The 14,743-nt window shown below is 73.5% G+C and carries 20 protein-coding genes and 1 pseudogene; 14 read left to right on the forward strand and 7 right to left on the reverse strand.

What is annotated here, in order from left to right; all coding sequences use genetic code 11:
• Positions 1 to 5: 5 nt before the first annotated feature.
• The 3 genes and pseudogenes from V6U82_RS06575 to trxA form a co-directional block, all read right to left on the reverse strand.
• A pseudogene (locus V6U82_RS06575) lies at positions 6 to 893 on the reverse strand (MFS transporter permease).
• Entirely contained in the window at positions 890 to 1,330 is a 441-nt protein-coding gene (locus V6U82_RS06580) for a hypothetical protein (protein WP_128138894.1), read from the reverse strand. Before V6U82_RS06580 ends, V6U82_RS06575 begins: the two are co-directional and overlap by 4 nt.
• 183 nt (positions 1,331 to 1,513) lie before the next feature.
• Positions 1,514 to 1,876 (reverse strand): thioredoxin, encoded by a 363-nt coding sequence (gene trxA, locus V6U82_RS06585; protein ID WP_013283893.1) that lies wholly within the window; start codon positions 1,874 to 1,876, stop codon positions 1,514 to 1,516.
• Between the two features lie 547 nt (positions 1,877 to 2,423).
• On the opposite strand from trxA, the gene V6U82_RS06590 reads away from it, so the two are divergent.
• The 11 genes from V6U82_RS06590 to V6U82_RS06640 all read left to right on the forward strand — a co-directional run bounded on the left by V6U82_RS06590 (position 2,424) and on the right by V6U82_RS06640 (position 10,665).
• The gene (locus V6U82_RS06590) at positions 2,424 to 2,939 is read left to right on the forward strand and encodes a MaoC family dehydratase (protein WP_013283894.1); all 516 of its coding nucleotides are present in this window, start codon (positions 2,424 to 2,426) and stop codon (positions 2,937 to 2,939) included.
• 95 nt (positions 2,940 to 3,034) lie between these two features.
• A complete protein-coding gene (locus tag V6U82_RS06595) occupies positions 3,035 to 3,526 on the forward strand; it encodes a hypothetical protein (RefSeq protein WP_334459853.1) in 492 nt (163 codons plus the stop codon).
• Positions 3,527 to 3,561: 35 nt separating this feature from the next.
• Positions 3,562 to 4,185: a TrmH family RNA methyltransferase gene (locus tag V6U82_RS06600; RefSeq protein WP_334459854.1), complete on the forward strand. Its 624-nt coding sequence runs from the start codon at positions 3,562 to 3,564 to the stop codon at positions 4,183 to 4,185.
• A 103-nt stretch (positions 4,186 to 4,288) separates the two neighbouring features.
• On the forward strand, positions 4,289 to 4,975 hold the full coding sequence (locus V6U82_RS06605) for a DUF6758 family protein (RefSeq protein WP_334459856.1): 687 nt from the start codon (positions 4,289 to 4,291) through the stop codon (positions 4,973 to 4,975).
• A gap of 118 nt (positions 4,976 to 5,093) precedes the next feature.
• Positions 5,094 to 5,252: a hypothetical protein gene (locus V6U82_RS06610; RefSeq protein ID WP_013283898.1), complete on the forward strand. Its 159-nt coding sequence runs from the start codon at positions 5,094 to 5,096 to the stop codon at positions 5,250 to 5,252.
• A 6-nt stretch (positions 5,253 to 5,258) separates the two neighbouring features.
• Positions 5,259 to 6,110, forward strand: coding sequence for a PH domain-containing protein (locus V6U82_RS06615; RefSeq protein ID WP_128138837.1), 852 nt, complete (start codon positions 5,259 to 5,261; stop codon positions 6,108 to 6,110).
• Between the two features lie 93 nt (positions 6,111 to 6,203).
• The gene (locus V6U82_RS06620; RefSeq protein WP_334459858.1) at positions 6,204 to 6,905 is read left to right on the forward strand and encodes a SigE family RNA polymerase sigma factor; all 702 of its coding nucleotides are present in this window, start codon (positions 6,204 to 6,206) and stop codon (positions 6,903 to 6,905) included.
• Positions 6,906 to 6,961: 56 nt separating this feature from the next.
• Complete coding sequence (locus V6U82_RS06625) at positions 6,962 to 8,179, forward strand: hypothetical protein (protein ID WP_334459859.1); 1,218 nt, start codon at positions 6,962 to 6,964, stop codon at positions 8,177 to 8,179.
• 10 nt (positions 8,180 to 8,189) lie between these two features.
• Positions 8,190 to 9,056 carry a PHP domain-containing protein gene (locus V6U82_RS06630; RefSeq protein ID WP_334459861.1) on the forward strand — a complete coding sequence of 289 codons (867 nt, stop codon included), beginning with the start codon at positions 8,190 to 8,192 and terminating at the stop codon, positions 9,054 to 9,056.
• A 31-nt stretch (positions 9,057 to 9,087) separates the two neighbouring features.
• Positions 9,088 to 9,702 carry a MarC family protein gene (locus V6U82_RS06635; RefSeq protein WP_120571759.1) on the forward strand — a complete coding sequence of 205 codons (615 nt, stop codon included), beginning with the start codon at positions 9,088 to 9,090 and terminating at the stop codon, positions 9,700 to 9,702.
• A 129-nt stretch (positions 9,703 to 9,831) separates the two neighbouring features.
• Positions 9,832 to 10,665 carry a RecB family exonuclease gene (locus V6U82_RS06640; protein ID WP_258545188.1) on the forward strand — a complete coding sequence of 278 codons (834 nt, stop codon included), beginning with the start codon at positions 9,832 to 9,834 and terminating at the stop codon, positions 10,663 to 10,665.
• Positions 10,666 to 10,678: 13 nt separating this feature from the next.
• On the opposite strand, the gene V6U82_RS06645 is transcribed toward V6U82_RS06640, so the two are convergent.
• Both V6U82_RS06645 and V6U82_RS06650 read right to left on the reverse strand, forming a co-directional pair.
• Entirely contained in the window at positions 10,679 to 11,530 is an 852-nt protein-coding gene (locus V6U82_RS06645; RefSeq protein ID WP_334459864.1) for an oxygenase MpaB family protein, read from the reverse strand.
• 94 nt (positions 11,531 to 11,624) lie between these two features.
• Positions 11,625 to 12,053: a Fur family transcriptional regulator gene (locus tag V6U82_RS06650; protein WP_030501115.1), complete on the reverse strand. Its 429-nt coding sequence runs from the start codon at positions 12,051 to 12,053 to the stop codon at positions 11,625 to 11,627.
• A gap of 161 nt (positions 12,054 to 12,214) precedes the next feature.
• Between V6U82_RS06650 and V6U82_RS06655 the strand changes: the two genes are divergently transcribed.
• A complete protein-coding gene (locus tag V6U82_RS06655) occupies positions 12,215 to 12,697 on the forward strand; it encodes a DUF2231 domain-containing protein (RefSeq protein WP_128138229.1) in 483 nt (160 codons plus the stop codon).
• 1 nt (position 12,698) lies between these two features.
• Here V6U82_RS06655 and V6U82_RS06660 read toward each other — a convergent pair whose 3' ends face one another.
• Entirely contained in the window at positions 12,699 to 13,391 is a 693-nt protein-coding gene (locus tag V6U82_RS06660; protein WP_334459867.1) for a hypothetical protein, read from the reverse strand.
• A gap of 177 nt (positions 13,392 to 13,568) precedes the next feature.
• On the opposite strand from V6U82_RS06660, the gene V6U82_RS06665 reads away from it, so the two are divergent.
• Positions 13,569 to 13,745, forward strand: a complete 177-nt coding sequence (locus V6U82_RS06665; protein ID WP_174361685.1) for a hypothetical protein — start codon at positions 13,569 to 13,571, stop codon at positions 13,743 to 13,745.
• 14 nt (positions 13,746 to 13,759) lie between these two features.
• On the opposite strand, the gene V6U82_RS06670 is transcribed toward V6U82_RS06665, so the two are convergent.
• Complete coding sequence (locus V6U82_RS06670) at positions 13,760 to 14,236, reverse strand: flagellar biosynthesis protein FlgA (RefSeq protein ID WP_334459868.1); 477 nt, start codon at positions 14,234 to 14,236, stop codon at positions 13,760 to 13,762.
• Positions 14,237 to 14,501: 265 nt separating this feature from the next.
• On the opposite strand from V6U82_RS06670, the gene V6U82_RS06675 reads away from it, so the two are divergent.
• Entirely contained in the window at positions 14,502 to 14,711 is a 210-nt protein-coding gene (locus V6U82_RS06675) for a hypothetical protein (protein WP_334460334.1), read from the forward strand.
• The last annotated feature ends 32 nt before the right edge of the window (positions 14,712 to 14,743 follow it).

The following is a 14,743-nucleotide window of genomic DNA, read 5'->3' on the forward strand; positions in this document are numbered from 1 at the left end:
CGCGCTCAGGCGGTCGCCGTCGCGGGCTGGTCGAGCGCAGGCACCCCGTCGGCGGGAGGCGTCGGCGGCGGGCGGCCGAGCAGGCGCCTGACGAACACCACCGGGCGGACCTTCTCCAGCGCCAGGAAACTGGTCATCGCCACCAGGTGCGGCGCGAACGAGATGGTGATCGTCGCGATGGTCACCAGGTGGAACGAGTAGAAGAAGCCGACGGTCATCGTCCGCCACCGGGCCGGCAGCACGAACACCAGCGGGCTGAGCAGTTCGAACGCGAGGATGCCGAACTGCGCCACGATCAGCAGGTGCGGCACCTGCGCGATCAGGTCGGCGAGGTCGGTGCCGCGCCTGATGATCGCCCGGGCCAGCACCGAGCCGTTCGCCCAGTCCCACCCGCCGAAGCGGAACTTGGCTCAGGCGGCGAGGAAGTACGTGCAGATGACCGAGATCTGGGTGACCCGCAGCGCCCAGCCGCCCGCCTCGGTACGGATCGGGTCGCCGTGCCGGGCACGGCCGGCGGTGGGCAGCACCGCGAGCGCGACCAGGAGCGCGAACCGGTCGTGGTCGACCTTGCCGTAGCTCATCGCCACGACCATCCACTCGAAGTACAGCGCGAAGACCGTCCAGCCGAGCAGCCGGTGCGCCCGGCCGGTGGCGGCGAGCAGCGCGGTGACCAGCAGCGTCCAGAACACCACGCCGACCAGGGCCGGGGTGGGGGTGGGCAGCGGGAGCAGCCGGCCGACGAGCAGCGGCTGGTAGAGGTCGCCGGGAACGTCGACCCGGGTGCGCACCCAGGGGGTGAAGACGACCAGATCGGCGGCGACGAAGAGGTAGACCAGGGTGCGGAAGGCGGCGATCCGGCCGCGCGGAACCGCCTCGGTCAGCCAGGCGGTCATCCGCCGGTCTCCCAGCGTACGGCTGTCTCGTCGGTCCACTCGCCGGTCGGGCGGCCGCCCTGGATGCCGAACCAGCGCACCACGATCCGTACCTCCACCAGTTCCGGTGCGCCCGGGTGGCGTTCGGCGTACGCATCGGCGACGGTCCGCAGCAGGCTCGGGTCGGCGGCGTACCGGTCCTGCTGCCCCTCGATCTCGGCCCGGCGGATGCCGGTGGCCTCCTGGCCGAGCGGCACCACCGCCCCGGTGCGGTCGACGCCCTCGACGCGGGTGTCCGGTGCGGGCGCGTTCGGCGGGTCGGAGGTGGAGTACATCCGGAACGGCCCGAACGGGAAGTCGTCGTCGGTGCCACGCACGGTGCCGAAGATCAACAGCGCCAGGCCGAGCGCTGTGGCGCCCAGCCGGACCGCGCGCCCCCGGGCGGTCAAGGTCTCCATCGTCTCGTGACGTTACGGGAGTGAAGCGTCCGAAACGGTCCCTCTCTCGGCCATTCCTGGCTGTCCGTCCTGCCGGTCAGGAATGCGAACCTGCCGGTCAGGAATGCGAACCTGCCGGTCGGGAGTGCGAAGACGCCGCCGGCCGGTGCCCGAGGTGGGCACCGGCCGGCGGCGTGTGGAACGTCAGTGGTTGTGCTCGGCCAGCTTCTTGCGGACGTCGTCCATGTCCAGCGCCTGGACCTGCTCGATGAGGTTCTCCAGCGCCGACTCCGGCAGCGCGCCCGGCTGGGCGAAGACGATCACGCCGTCACGGATCGCCATGATCGTGGGGATGGAGCTGATGTTGAACTTCGCCGCCAGCTCCTGCTGCGCCTCGGTGTCGACCTTGCCGAAGGCGATGTCCGGGTGCTTCTCCGAGGAGCGCTCGTAGACCGGGGCGAAGCGCTTGCACGGGCCGCACCAGTCCGCCCAGAAGTCGAGCAGGACGATCCCGTCGCGCCCGGTCACCTCGTCAAAGTTGGCCGTGGTCAGCTCAACCGTTGCCATTTGCTCTCTCCGATCACCGCGGATTGTCGTACGTCCGGTGGAACCAGGGTCAGTCCGTCCGAATTCCCGTCGTGCGGGTGACGAAACGCTGAGCGCCCGGACGGTGACCCTGGGCACATCGAACACCATCTGTCCGGCCCGGCCGTGCGGAACGCAAATGCATGCCGCACTTGCGTGACGGGACGTGATGGGAGCGTTTCCAAGGAGATCACGCTCTGTTGCCGCTACGTATCGGTAACTTCGGGCTTGACGAGCATCTATCCGGCCTGCGGAGATCGCTTACCGACCGCCTGTCGGTTACTTTTAGTAGTGTTACGAAAAGATAAATGTGACCTCCGTCTCTGTCCGCGCCGGGTGTTCGTACGGCAGAATTCTTCGCATCAGAGCGTGGGCGGCGGGTGCCGGGGAGGGCCCCGCCGCTCATTGCGTCCGGACCCCGGTGGCCCCCGGTGTGACATTTCCGCCGGGCGAGTGCCCCGCCCCTCGCCTTAACAAGCGATAAGGCATGCTGTGCCGAACTCCATCGCCGCCCGTGAAGGGGACAAGGATGCAGTTCGGCCGCTACTACGAGGAGTTCGAGGTCGGCGCGGTCTACCGGCACTGGCCGGGCAAGACGGTCACCGAGTACGACGACCACCTCTTCTGCCTGCTCACCATGAACCACCACCCGCTGCACATGGACGCGCACTACGCCGAGTCCGCCTCGCAGTTCAAGCGCAACGTGGTGGTCGGCAACTACATCTACTCGCTGCTGCTGGGCATGTCCGTACCGGACGTCAGCGGCAAGGCGATCGCCAACCTGGAGATCGAGTCGCTGCGGCACGTCGCGCCGACGTTCCACGGCGACACCATCTACGGCGAGACGACGGTGCTGGACAAGCGGGAGTCGGCCTCGAAGCCCGACCGCGGCGTGGTCGCGGTCGAGACCCGCGGTTACAACCAGGACGGCACGCTCGTCTGCGTGTTCCGCCGCAAGGTCATGGTCCCCAAGAAGGAGTACGCGGCCGCCGCCGTCCCGGACGGCGTCGACCCGGAGCGTCCCAGCTTCCCCGAGCCGCGCTGACCAGGCGTCCGTACGGCCGCCGGGCCTCGTTCTCCGTTCGGCGGGGACGGGGCCCGGACCTCGTCCGGGGGCTTATGCTCGGGCTGGAGGTGCCCATGAGCCACTCCGTAGCCGGAGAGCCGCCTTCCGCCGGTCGCCGCGCCGCACCGCTCACCACCGCCGCCTACTCTGCGGCGGAGTGGGACCTGCTGACCGACCTGCCGGGCCGCGTCCTCGTCGCCGCCGCCTCACCCGGGCCCGGGCGCCCGCCGCGCGGCGTCGCCGCCGGTCTGGCCGGCCTGGACGCGGTGGCCGCCGGCCGGGCCTTCGACAGCGATCTCGTCCGCGCCGTGGTGGCCGCGATCTACGCCCGCCACGACGGGGCCACCGAGCGGGACGAGCGCCTGACCGACCTGGTCGACCTGCTGGCCGCCGCCCGGGCCGCGGTACGGGTGCTGCACCGCCGGGCCGACCCGGCCGACTCGGCGGCGTACCGGCAGTGGGTGGAGTCGGTCGCCGCCCGGGTGTGCCGGGCCGGGCACACCACGCCGAGCCCCGCCGACACACGTTTCCTCGACCGGCTGGGCGGCGCGCTCGACCTGCGCTGACCGGTGACGCCGCCGGGCCGTACCCTCTGCAGACCGTGACCGACGACCAGCTCGACGTGGGTGTGGGGCCGTGGCCCGGTGACCCGCCGGACGACCCGCGCTACGACCCGGAGCTGCTCGCGACCGGGGACCGGCGCAACGTGGTGGACCGCTACCGCTACTGGCGGCGCGAGGCCGTGGTGGCCGACCTGGACCGGCGCCGGCACGACTTCCACGTGGCGATCGAGAACTGGCAGCACGACTTCAACATCGGCACCGTGGTCCGCAACGCCAACGCCTTCCTCGCCGCCGAGGTGCACGTCGTCGGACGGCGGCGGTGGAACCGGCGGGGCGCCATGGTGACCGACCGCTACCAGCACGTCCGGCACCACCCGACGATCGAGGAGTTCGTCGCCTGGGCGCGCGACGAACGGCTGCCCGTGGTCGGGATCGACAACCTGCCCGGCTCCCGGCCGATGGAGACGGCGGTGCTGCCGCGCCGCTGCGTGCTCCTGTTCGGCCAGGAAGGGCCGGGGCTGTCGGCGGTGGCCCGGTCGGCCTGCGACGCGCTGTTCTCCATCGCCCAGTACGGCTCGACCCGGTCCATCAACGCGGGTGTGGCCAGCGGCATCGCCATGCATGCATGGATCCGGTCGTACGCCGGGCCGCCGCCGGACTGAAACGCCGCGTGGGTCCACCACCGGACGGAAATCCCACGCTCGTCCGCCCGCCCCGCTTGACGCCTGGCGGGTCCGGGGCGACGGTGAGGGTGTGACTGTCGCGGTGAGTTGTCCGAGATGTGCGGGCCCGGTGCGCGAGCCGGACCTGATGCACGCCGAGCACCGGTGCGTACGCTGCGGCCCGGTCGCGCCGCTGCACGTTCCGGAGCACATCAGCGCCGAGATCATTGCCAGCGTGGTGGACCGGATGGCCGCCGACCCCGACCCGGCCGACCGGCTCCGGATGCCGCTGTGGTGCCCGTGGCCGCTCCCGCCGGGCTGGACGCTCACCGGCGTGGCGTGGGCGGGCGACGACCGCGCGGGCGTACGGGCCACGCTGGTCGCCTGCGCCGGACCGGCCCCCCTGGACGGTGGGCCGGCCGACCTGATCTTCGTCGCCGAGGAACCCGGCGTCGGGCTCGGATCCCGCTTCGCGGGACTGCCCGGCCCCGATCCCGGCCCGCAGGTGGAGGAGGCGCTCACCGATCCCGGCCCTGGTCATCCCGAGCGGCTGCCGCACGCGAAGATCCGGGTGGGCGGTCATCCGACTCCACTGTGGCTCGTCCGCTCCGAAACGGATCGAAGCGCGTACGCCGGCGAGGCTCGGGGAATGTGGCTCCATGCGATAGCCTGGCCGGCGAGTGCGGGTCACCTCCTCGCGGAAGAAGTCGTGCTGCACGACCTCACCGAGTGGACACCGCCCGAACTCGTGTACGGCGCACCGTCTCCGTACCTGCACGGGCGGGCCTGACCGGCTCGCCACGGCGAGTCGGGGAGCGGACGCAGATATTCACGGTAAGACACCATGCTGATACTCTGGGTGCCGCTGCGGTAAACGGACCCGGCGCCGCGCGAGAGGATGGCCCGCTATGGTCAAGAAGGTCCTCACCTGGGCCGGCATCGCATTCTTGATCTTCTTTGTTGCGTACCGGCCCAACTCCGCCGCCGACGTCTTCAAGTCTCTCGGCGGCGGCATCATGGACATCGCGCAGGGCTTCGGCGACTTCTTCACCAACCTCGTCGCCTAGCCGCCCATGGGAAGCCCCTCCGGTCCACCCTTCGACCCGGACGACCCCGACCGGGCACGCCGGGAACGCGACACCGAGCCGATTCCCCGGATCGACCCGGACGACCCGGCCGGTTACGGCCCCGGCCCGTACGCGGACGCGGACGACGCCGGCTACGGCAGCGCGTACGCCGGTGAGGGGCGGTCCGGCCGGGCCTGGGCACGTGACCCGGACGGCTTCCCGGACCAGCCGATCTCGGAGGACGAGCTGGCCGGGCTGCGGTCCGACGCCTCCGGCATGGCACCCCGCCGGGTGCTGCCGCTGGAGGACGAGCCCAGCTCGCTCGTGGCGCGTTACCTCTTCCCCACCGAGCGCTACCGGGGCGAGTGGAAGCGGCACTGGATCCACCTGACCACCCCGATCATCGTCGGCGTTGCGGCCACGTTCGTGCTCGGCTACCTCTCCGGCTTCCTCGCCGGGCGGGACGTCGGCGCGTTGACCACAGTCGCCGTGCTGCTCTGGTTCGCCGTGATGGGCTGGGTCGCGTGGAAGGTCGCCGACTGGTGGTACGACCGGTTCATCCTGACCAACAAGCGGGTGATGGTGGTCAACGGGATCATCACCCGGCAGGTCGCGATGATGCCGCTCACCCGGGTCACCGACATGAAGTACGAGCAGAGCCCGACCGGCCGCGCCCTCAACTACGGCACGTTCGTGCTGGAGTCCGCCGGTCAGGAACAGGCGCTCCGGGTGATCAAGAACCTGCCCAACCCGAACGAGCTCTACCTGCGTGTGGTCGAGGAGATGTACGAGCCGCAGGCGGTCGAGGCGCGGCTGGGCAAGGAGGCCGACGAGGCGAAGGCCGACGACGGAGCCTGAAACTTTTCGTCCGAACATCGGATGAACTGCACACCTTCCGCCATCGACCCGACCGGCCCGGCCGTGGCATTCTGCCAGGCAGGACGGGGGGAGATGAGCGTGGTGAGCAGAGATCCGCTGGAGGAGGAGTTCCGCGAATTCGTCGCGGCCCGGTCCGGCGCGCTGCTGCGTACCGCGTACCTGCTCGCCGGTGACTGGGCCACCGCCGAGGACCTGCTCCAGACCGCGCTGACCAAGACCTACCTCGCCTGGAAGCGGCTCGGCGGGATCGACGCCATCGAGCCGTACGCCCGCCGCGTCATGGTCAACACGTCCACCAGTTGGTGGCGGCGCCGCTGGCACGGCGAGCGCCCCACCGAGGTGCTGCCGGAGCGCGCCGGTGTCGACGAGATCGAGCAGCAACTCGACCGGGACGCGCTCTGGCGGCACCTCCAGGCGCTGCCGGCCCGGCAGCGGGCGGTGCTGGTGCTGCGCTTCTACGAGGACATGTCCGAGGCACAGACCGCCGCGCTGCTGGAGATTTCCCCGGGCACGGTCAAGAGCCAGACCTCCCGGGCGCTGAACACGCTGCGCCGCCGGCTCGGCTCCGAGGCGGCCCTGAGCCTGCCCGCACCGGCCGACGCGCCCGCGGCGACCCCGTCCGCCCCGTCCGCGGCCGGCCGGTCGGTCCCGCCGGCCCGGAGCGCCGAGCCGGCGCGTACCCCGGCGCGACGGCCCGCCGCCCGGGTGCCGCGACCGGTCCCACCCGCGACTCCGGTCCGCCCCGCCGTCCCGATCCCGGCGGAGAGCCGATGAGCGGCACCCGGCAGCACGGTGACAACCGGACGGGCAGCCCGGAGCGTCCATTCCCCGTGAGCGACGACGAGCTGGAGCGGGCGCTGCGGGAGACCCTGACCCGCCGCGTCGCGACGTCCCGCCCGCTGCCCGTCGACCCGGCCGGGGAGATCCTGCGCCGGGCGCGGCGCACGGGCCGGCGGCGTACGCTCACCGGCCTGGCCCTGGCCGGGGTCGCCACCGTGTTCGTCACCACCGGGGTGGCCCAGTTCAGCGCGTCGGGCGGCGACGGCGGCACGCCCACCGTGGTGCTCGGCGACCCGCCCGTCCTCTTCCCGTCCCCGGAGACCTCCGGGCCGTCCTCGATCACCCGCTTCGGGCCGGTCCGCGCCGAGCTCGACCTGCTCGTCGGTGACCGGCTGGACACCAGCGGCGGCGAACGGCGGCAACTGACCGGTGTGAGCGGCGTCGAACGGGCGCAGCGGATCCACGACCAGGAGGGCTGGCTGCTCACCTCGGCGGCCACCGTCGCCGGCCGTACCCTCTGGTGGGTGCCGGTCGGTGGCGCCGCGCCGCAGGTCATGCTCGCCGCCGCGGACGCGGTGGCGGTCTCCGCGGACGGCCGCCAGGTGGCCTGGCGGGACGGCACGGACGTGATCGCCGCCGGTGTGGTCGCCGGCCAGCTCATCGCGCCGGTCCGGACCGTCGCGCCGGACGGCGCCGTGCCGGTCGGCTTCGCCGGCGACTCCGTGCTGATCCGGCAGCCCGGCGACGGCGGGATGAGCGTCTGGGACCGCGCGCTGGGCGGGCAGCCCGGCCCGGTGAACCCGGACGTACGCGCGGTCTACGGCACCCGGCCCGACGGAAGGGTGGTCGCCCTGGTCGCCGCCGGCCGGGACCAGCAGCCGTGCCTGGCCCTGCTCGACCCCGCCCGGGACCTCGCCCCGGTGCGTACCGGATGCGGTCTGAAGCTGGCCACCGACGGACTCGGCGCCGTCTCCTCCGACGGCCGGTGGCTGCTCGCGAACGGCACGTCGCGCACCGCCCTCCTGGTCGACCTGGCCGACCCGGCCAGGCCGGTCACCCACCCGGCCGGCCCGGTGCTGGCCGCCGGCGTGGCCTGGACCCGGGGTGGCGTGGCGCTGCACGTGGACGCGAGCGGCGGGCTGGTCCGGGTCAAGCCCGAGCGGGTGCTGGCCGGTGACCGGCCCACGGCCTCGAAGGTCGAGGGGCTGGCGCCGGAGGACCACCCGGTGGTGGTGGCCGACGTCCCCACCGTGCCCGACGGGGCGTAGCGTCGGGCGGGTGAGCGTCCCCGCCCGCATCGACCTGCACACCCACTCCACCGCCAGCGACGGCACCCTGACGCCCGCCGAACTGGTCCGGGCCGCCGCCGACGCGGGGCTCGACGTGGTGGCACTCACCGACCACGACACCACCGCGGGCTGGGCGCCCGCCGTCGCCGCCCTGCCGCCGGGCCTCACCCTGATCCGCGGCGCGGAGATCTCCTGCCGCTGGTTCGGCGCCGAACCGGCGATCCCGCTGCATCTCCTCGCCTACCTGTTCGACCCGGCCGAGCCGCGCCTGGCCGCGGAGCTGGCCCGGGTCCGGCGAGCCCGGGAGGAACGCGGCGAGCGCATCGTCCGGCTGCTCCAGGCCGACGGCATCCCGGTGAGCTGGACGGAGATCCTGGCCGGCGCGGGCGGCGGCACCGTCGGCCGCCCGCACATCGCGCAGGCGCTGATCCGGGCCGGCCTGGTCGCCACCACCACCGAGGCGTTCGGGCCGGACTGGCTCGGCGAGCGGTACCGGCTGCCGAAGGACGACATCGAGGTGTTCCAGGCGGTGGCGCTGGTGCGGGCGGCCGGTGGCGTGCCCGTCTTCGCCCATCCGAAGGCCAGCCGGCGCGGCCGGATCGTGCCGGACGAGCTGATCGCGGACCTGGCGGCGGCCGGCCTGGCCGGGCTGGAAGCCGACCACGAGGACCACGACCCGGCCGAGCGGGAGCACGTCCGCGCGCTCGCCGCCGACCTGGGACTGCTGGTCACCGGATCGTCCGACTTCCACGGCACGCACAAGACCGTCCGGCTCGGCGCGCACACCACCGGGCCCGAGGCGTACGAGCGGATCGTCGCGCTGGCCCGCGGGGTGACCCCTGTCGCTTCGAGCTGAAGCGCTCCGGCGGCACGGCTACCGTGTCCGCGTGGATCTCAAGCTCTTCGGCGAGGTCTTCGTGACCCTGCTGGTGATCGTCGACCCGCCCGGAATGATGCCCATCTTCCTCGCGCTGACCGGGCCGCTGCCCGCGCGCGACCGGAACCGGGCCGCCTGGCAGGCCGTGGCGCTGGCGCTCGGGGTCATCGTGATCTTCGCGGTGGCGGGGCAGACGATCCTGGCGTACCTGCACGTCGACCTGCCCGCCCTCCAGGCGGCGGGCGGCCTGCTGCTGATCCTCGTCGCGCTGGAGCTGCTGACCGGCAAGGCGGACGACCCGAGCCAGCAGGTCACCTCGAACATCGCGCTGGTGCCGCTCGGCACCCCGTTGCTGGCCGGGCCGGGCGCCATCGTGGCCACCATGCTGTTCGTGCAGCAGGCCGGCGGTCCCGTCGACTACCTGGCCATCGCGCTGGCCATCGTCGCGGTGATGGTCACGGTCTGGGTGGTGCTGCGCTTCTCCGGCGGGATCGTCAAGGTGCTCCGCCCCGGCGGCATCGAGGTGCTGACCCGGATCGCCGGCCTGCTGCTGGCCGCCATCGCCGTGCAGCTCATCGCCGACGCGATCGCCGCGTTCGTGACCCAGTACCTCAACAACGCCTGAGCGCTTCGTCCGCTGTCGTACCGGGGTGGCAGGATCTCAGGGGTGCGACGACCGTCAGCAGCCGGCCCCACCGGCTCCCGGGCTCCCCGACCCCGCGCCGAGCAGCCCGAGCAGCTCGGCTTCGAGGGCATGCCGGAACGCCTGTTCGTCTGCACCCCGAGCAAACTCGGCGCGTACGCGGACTGCCCCCGCCGCTACCGCTACGCCTACGTCGACCGGCCCGCGCCGCCGAAGGGCCCGCCGTGGGCGCACAACTCGCTCGGCGCGAGCGTCCACACCGCGCTGAAGAACTGGTACGCGCTGGTCCCCGACCGCCGCCGCCCCGAGGCGCTCGGCACGCTGCTCAAGGGCACCTGGGTCCGCGAGGGCTACCGCGACGACGAGCAGGAGCGCGACGCCTTCCGGCGGGCGCTGACCTGGCTGGAGAGCTACGTGGCGGGCCTCGACCCGGCCGACGAGCCGGTCGGCGTGGAACGGGTCGTCGCGGTGAAAACCGCAGTGCTCGCCTTCAACGGCCGCACCGACCGGATCGACTCGCGTCCCGGCCCGGACGGGCGGCCCGAGCTGGTCATCGTCGACTACAAGACCGGCCGCACCGGCCTCGACGCCGACGACGCGCGCGGTTCGCAGGCGCTCGCGCTCTACGCGTACGCGGCCGAGCGGGTGTTCCGCAAGCCGTGCCGCCGGGTCGAGCTGCACCACCTGCCCACCGGCACAGTCGCCGCCCACGAGCACACGCCGGAGTCCCTGCACCGGCAGCTCACCCGCGCGGAGGACACCGCCCGCGACATCATGGCCGCCGAGCGCGCGGTCGCCGACGGCACCGACCCCGACACGGCGTTCCCCACCGAGCCGGGTCCGCGGTGCGGCTGGTGCGACTACCGGCGTACGTGCCCGACCGGCGCGCAGACCCCGGGCAAGGAGCCCTGGTCCGCGGTCGAGCGTTTCGCCGACCCGGAATGAGTGCGCGGCGCCGTCACGCCGCGGTCAGGCGGGCGGCGCGTTCCTTGGCGGCCTGCTGCAACGGACCCTCCCGGTAGCGCCGGGGCACCGCGGCCAGCGCCAGCCGAAGCGCCCGCGCGCTCAGGTCCGCCGACAGGGCGGTGGTGGGCAGGCCCAGCCCACCGTAGAGCCGCAACGCCCAGGGCGGCAGCATCCCGAGCGCGGTGGCGGCGATCCCGAAGTACGCCCAGCGCGGCGGCCCCAGGTTCAGCCCGACCCGCGCCGGCAGGCTGAGCTTCCACGGGATCGGCGGCGCGGTCAGGAACAACGCGGTCTCGGCCGCCTCCCGGGTCATCCGCAACTGCGGGCGTACGTCCCGGTAGTAGTCGGCCACCTCGGCGGCGGTCCCCGGTACGTCGTGCGGGTCCAGCCCGACCAGGGCCGCCGACCGGCGCTGCTCGGTGTAGTAGCCGTCCACCTCGTCGTCGGTGAGCGCCAGCCCGGCCCGCCGGGCGGTGCTCACGAACGACTCGACCTCGGTCACGTGCACCCAGCGCAGCAGCTCCGGATCGTCGACGCGGAACTCCTCACCGGTGAACGGGTCGGTGGCGCGCATCCGGGCGTGCCGCGTACGCAGCCGTCGCCCGGCCGCCTCCGCCTCGGCCGTCGTGCCGTAGATCGTCGTCGCCACGTACGTCGCCGTGCGGACCAGCCGCCCCCAGGCGTCGGTGCGGTAGTTGCTGTTCTGCGCGACGCCGGCCATCGCGCGCGGATGCAGCGCCTGGAGGTAGAGCGAGCGCAGGCCGGCGACGATCAGGACCGGTTCCTCGTGCACCTTCCACGTGACCGATCCCGGACCGAAGAGGCCGAGGTCTTCGGTGTCCACCGATCAAGAGTGCCACGTGCCTTCGTCGGCCGTCCTCGGTGCGGCGGTCCGCCGACGGCACGGCCGTCCGCGTGCGGCCGTCCTCGTGCGGCCGTCAGTCGTCGGCGGAGCGGCGGGACTGGCAGGCCGGGCAGAGGCCCCAGAAGGTCACTTCCGCCTCGTCCAGCTCGAAGCCGTGCGCCACGTTCGGGTCCAGGCAGGGGGCGCTGCCGACCGCGCAGTCCACGTCGGCGATCTCACCGCAGCCCCGGCACACCACGTGGTGGTGGTTGTCGCCGACCCGGGCCTCGTACCGCGCGGGACTGCCGGCCGGCTCGATCCGGCGGGACAGCCCGGCCCGGGACAGGGCGCCGAGCACGTCGTAGACGGCCTGGGTGGAGACCGAGTCGATCCGCTGGCGGACCCGCCGGGTGATCTCGTCGACCTCCAGGTGACCGCCGGCGGAGAGCACGTCCAGCACGGCGAGACGCGGCCGGGTGACCCGTAGGCCCCTCGACCGGAGCAGCTCCTCACCTGTGGACATGGATCCATGACAGCACGGGGCAGGCGGGCCGACAAGCGAGCGTCGTTCACCCGTGGCCGGGGCCACAGGTGAACCGGCACCGCCGCCCGCGCGTGTATCGAGGAAGGCGGCGTCACGCCGTACGCTGAGCGCGCCAAACCACCCACTCGCCGGAGGTGTCGGTGTTCAGGGAAATCAACGGTCTGCCGGTCCATGTGCTCGTCATCCACGCGGCGGTGGTGCTGGTGCCGCTGCTGGCACTGCTCGCCGTCGGATACGGGGTGCTGCCCCGCTGGCGGCACCGCCTCGACTGGGCGGTCGCGGCGCTGGCCGTGGTCACCCCGATCGTCGCCTGGGTGGCGACCGAATCCGGCGAGGAGCTGGAGGAGGCCCTGCGCGCGAAGGGTTACCCGCCGGACCGGCTCCAGCAGATCAGCGAGCACGCCGAGTACGGCGACACGCTGTTCTGGTTCGCGCTCGGGCTCGGCGTCGCCGCGCTGCTGCTCGTGCTGTCGACCAGCCGCCTCGTCGCGGGCCGGAACCTGCCCCGCTGGCTCCCCGTGGTGCTCACCGTCGTGGTGGCGGTGCTCGCGGTCTTCGCGATCGTGTACGTCTACTGGACCGGGGACAGCGGCGCCAAGATGGTCTGGGACGGCGTCGTCTGACTCAGAACAGCACCCGCGAGCACAGCAGGCAGGTGAGCAGCACCAGCACCACGGCGACGGCCGCCCCGATGCCGTAGGTGAGCCGCTGCGCGCGCTGCTCCGCCTGGTCCATCGCGGCCATGTCCTGCGGCGGGAGCCGGCGGGGTGGTGACGGCTGCACGTGTACCGGTGGCCGCCAGCCGGGCGGCGGGGGCGTGCTCGGCGGCGGTCCCGCGTACCCCGAGGGAGGCGTGCCACGGCCGGGCGGGCCCGGCCACGCGCCGCCGGCCACCGTCCAGCCGCCGGCCGCCTCCGGCCGGGCCCACGGGCTCTCGGTGGCCGCCTCGCGTGACCACGGGCTGGCGTTCCCGGCCGCCTCCGGCGTGTCCGCCGCTCCGGTCACCTCCGGCGTCTCCGCTGTTCCGGCGGAGCCGGTGGAGGCTCCGGCGGTGCCGATCCTGCCGGTGACGGCCGGGTCTGCCGCCGGGGTGCTCGGGGCGGGCTGCCCGGCGGTCCCGACCGGCTCGTCGGCGCGGTCCGGGGCATGATCCCCGTCGGCGTCAGCGACACCACCGGGCCGGATGCCGGGATCGGCCGGGTGGGTGCCCGCGCCGCCCTCGGTGACCGCCGTGGAGGCGTTCTCCCCGGCCGTGGCCGGTTGCTCCGGGCGTCGCCAGGTCTCGTCGTCAGGGCTGCCACCGCTCGGCGTCGTCACGCCGACCGACGCTACCAACGCCCCCGGCCGGTCGGCCGCCCGACGCGTCGATCACCGCCATCCCGGCCCTTCGCGCCCGGTGGGTGGCGTTCCGGCCCGGTACGGCCGTTCCGGGGACGATCCGGCCGGTCCCCGGGATCGAGCCCGGCGGCCCGTTCGGCGGTATCGTTGCTGCTCGTGACCGACCCCGCCATCCGGACACCGCGCGACGACGACGACCGCGTGGTCGACCTCAGCGACGACTTCGTGGTGCTGCCCGAGCAGACCAGCGACGACACCGACCGTGGCTGGGGCGAGCGCCCCGGCGGCAACGACGACTGGCTGCTCGCCGAGCGCCCCCCGCACTGGGGCTGACCGCTCAGCTCACGTCAGCCTCGTACCACCACGGCGAAGCGGCTGCCCTCCGGCAGCCCGACCGCCCGCCGGGCCTGCTCCGGCGGCAGCGCCAGGTAGAGCGCCGAGGAGCCGTCGACCGCTCCGGTGGCGCCGACCACGTCGAGCACCAACGCGCGCGGAGCCAGCAGCGTCGGGTCGGGCGAACCGCCGGCCGGCACGACGAGCAGGTCGACCCGTGCACCCGGGCGCAGCACCGCGAGCGCGGCCGGCTCGGCCAGCCGGATCGGCACGCCCACCGCACCGGCCGGCAGGGCGCGGATGCCGCCGGACGGCGACGCCGTCGCCGGGGCGGCCGGCAGGACGCGGGGTGGCGGGCAGGACGGCGGCGCCTGGAGCACCGCGGCGGCCAGCCCCAGCAACACCGCGACGAGTGTCACCCGCAGCAGCGCCCGGCGCCGGGGCAGCCCGCGCCAGCGGACCGGACGCAACGTCGCCTCGCCATCCGTCACCGCTGCCTCCCGCCGCCGGTCAACCGTCCGACCGCAGGCTAGGCCCGCCCCGAAGCCGGTCGCCGCCCCGCGGCACGCGCCTGTGGATAACCCGCCGCCCTGTGGACAACCGATCCGTGCGGGGACGCCGCGGTGAAGAACGGGCCGGCGAGGAACGGCAGACCGCTACCTGCGCTCCGCAACCGGCAACCGGCACGTGGCTCTCCTCGATCGGGCGGCGACAGCGGAACGTGGCCGCCCCCGAGCGGGGACGGCCACGTGACGCGTGAGGAAGCTGAGTCAGGACGAGCTGGACGCCGCCGGCGCCTTGCTCGCCGTCGACCCCGACCCGGAACCGGACGAGGAGGACGACCCGGACGAGGAGGACGACGAGGACGAGGAGTCCGACGACGACGAGGACGACTCGGACTTGGCCGGCTTGCTCGTGGTCGCGGTGCCGTTGTCGGAGCCGGACGAACGGGAGTCCGTGCGGTAGAAGCCGGAGCCCTTGAACACGATGCCCACCGA

It is taken from the genome of Micromonospora sp. CPCC 205554 (assembly GCF_036902745.1).
Lineage (GTDB): Bacteria > Actinomycetota > Actinomycetes > Mycobacteriales > Micromonosporaceae > Micromonospora > Micromonospora tulbaghiae.